Annotated in this window: 1 protein-coding gene; it reads right to left on the reverse strand. The window is 66.7% G+C overall.

Going from position 1 to position 1,789, the window contains the following annotated elements:
* Window positions 1-31: 31 nt before the first annotated feature.
* Entirely contained in the window at window positions 32-1,687 is a 1,656-nt protein-coding gene (locus H4N64_RS44050) for an IS1182 family transposase (protein ID WP_260860457.1), read from the reverse strand.
* Between the last annotated feature and the right edge of the window lie 102 nt (window positions 1,688-1,789).

A 1,789-nucleotide genomic window follows, 5' to 3' on the forward strand; every position in this document is an offset into this window, starting at 1 on the left:
ATGCCGTGACTCTGTTGGTGATCTTTAGTGGTCAGATGATCGTGAATCCTGCTGCGGTGCAGAGAGTCTGAAAGCGAGATGCGCGGAGGGTCGATGAGGTGGTGTCGTGCCAGTTGGCGAGGCGGCTGAGGTTGCAGGCCATGGCGGTCAAGACGTGCTGCACGTGAGTGCGGGTCAGACCTCGATAGCGGCTTCTGCGCAGGCCGTGAGCTCGTACGTTCTGAGAGAGGGTGGACTCGATGCCGGCGCGGATCGCGTACCGGCGTTGCCACTGTTCGGTCTGTTGGTCGAGCCGATTGCGCATCTGGATCTCGTGCAGTGCCTGCGGCAGGACTGCGATGGAGCGGGAGCCTGTGGCCGAGGAGGTGCACCGGGCACGGTCTGGGCAGGGCCGGCAGTCCCTCTCGGCGAACCGGGCCTGAAGATAGGTGTGGCCGGAGATATGCAGCTCGGTCCAGGACACACTCGTCGCACCTCGCGGGCAGATCGCCTGCTCGTTGCCCCAGTCGATGGCGAAGGCCGTCTTGTCGAAGCCCGAATCCGCTTTGGCCTGGCGGCTGTTGTCCGCAAGAACCGGGCCGAGCAGCGTGATGCCGTGCACGCGCTGAGCCCGCTCGATCTGCGCGGGTGAAAGGTAAGCGGTGTCCACGACGTGCTCGGCCGGAGCCAGGCGACGGGTGGCGAGGTCGTCGTGGATCTTCTCGGTCAACTGCCCGTCCTGGACGGGAGCAATGGTGGTGGCCACATGCGTCACCAGGTGCGGCAGATCCTGATCACATGACTCGGTGACATGAACCCGGTATCCGCTCCACTGGACATCGCGTTTGACGCAGTAGTGCGCGTCCGTGTCATACGGGGAGTCGAACCGCAGCGAGGCCGGCGGCAGAGCCGTGCCCTCCCGCCAGCGCAATTGCCCCTCACGATCCCAGTAGTACTGATGGACCCAGACCCGCCGCAGGATCTCCACCTGGCGCAGCATCCGCAGACGGTCTGGGGCGTCGGCCGCCCAGACCGCGGTGAGGAGTTTCTGCCCGTCCCGGCCGAACTCCTCGGCACGCTCGCGCACCGCTACCTTGCCGCCCGCCACTTTCCCGATCTCGACCTTCCGGCCGTACCGCTTGGCCCACTCCGGTTCGATCAGCGGCACCAGCCAGTCCGGATCGGCCTCGGCAATCTCCTCCAGCGCAGCCCGCACGCTCTCACCCGCCAGCTCCAGCCGGCTCAACCGCCGCACCGCCGCCAGGACATGAGTGGCATCAGTACGCTGCCGGCCCCGCCCCTTGAGCAGCCCGGCCGCCACCAGGCGGTCCAGCATCAACTGCAGCAGCTGATCCGCCCGGCTGCCCTCGGCCAGCCGGGCCCGGAACTCACTGAGTACCGAGTGGTCGAAGCCCGGATCGTCCAGTTCAAGGCCAAGTCCGTACTTCCAGTCGATCCTCGTGCGCACCGCATCCGCCGCCGCCCGGTCCGAGAGGTTCTCCGCGAACTGCAGCACCGACACCAGCGCCAACTGCCCCGGCGAGAAGCCCGGTCGGCCATCGGACGGATACAGATGAGTGAAGTCCTCGTCGGCGAACACCACATCCAGCCGGTCCCTCATCAGCATCACCGGCGTCCCCTTCGGACACGCCGCCCACGCCGTGCGGACCGTCATCGGAGGAATCCGCTGGAAACTTGCCGGACGCATCGACACCGTTCACCGCCCCAAAACCGAGGCCGCCCCGCCTCCGACCAGCCAACCACCACCAGCGTCCGCCGTCACCACCCCGTCAAGATCACCAACAGAGTC

The sequence above is a fragment of the Streptomyces cupreus genome (assembly GCF_014257025.1).
Taxonomy (GTDB): domain Bacteria; phylum Actinomycetota; class Actinomycetes; order Streptomycetales; family Streptomycetaceae; genus Streptomyces; species Streptomyces cupreus.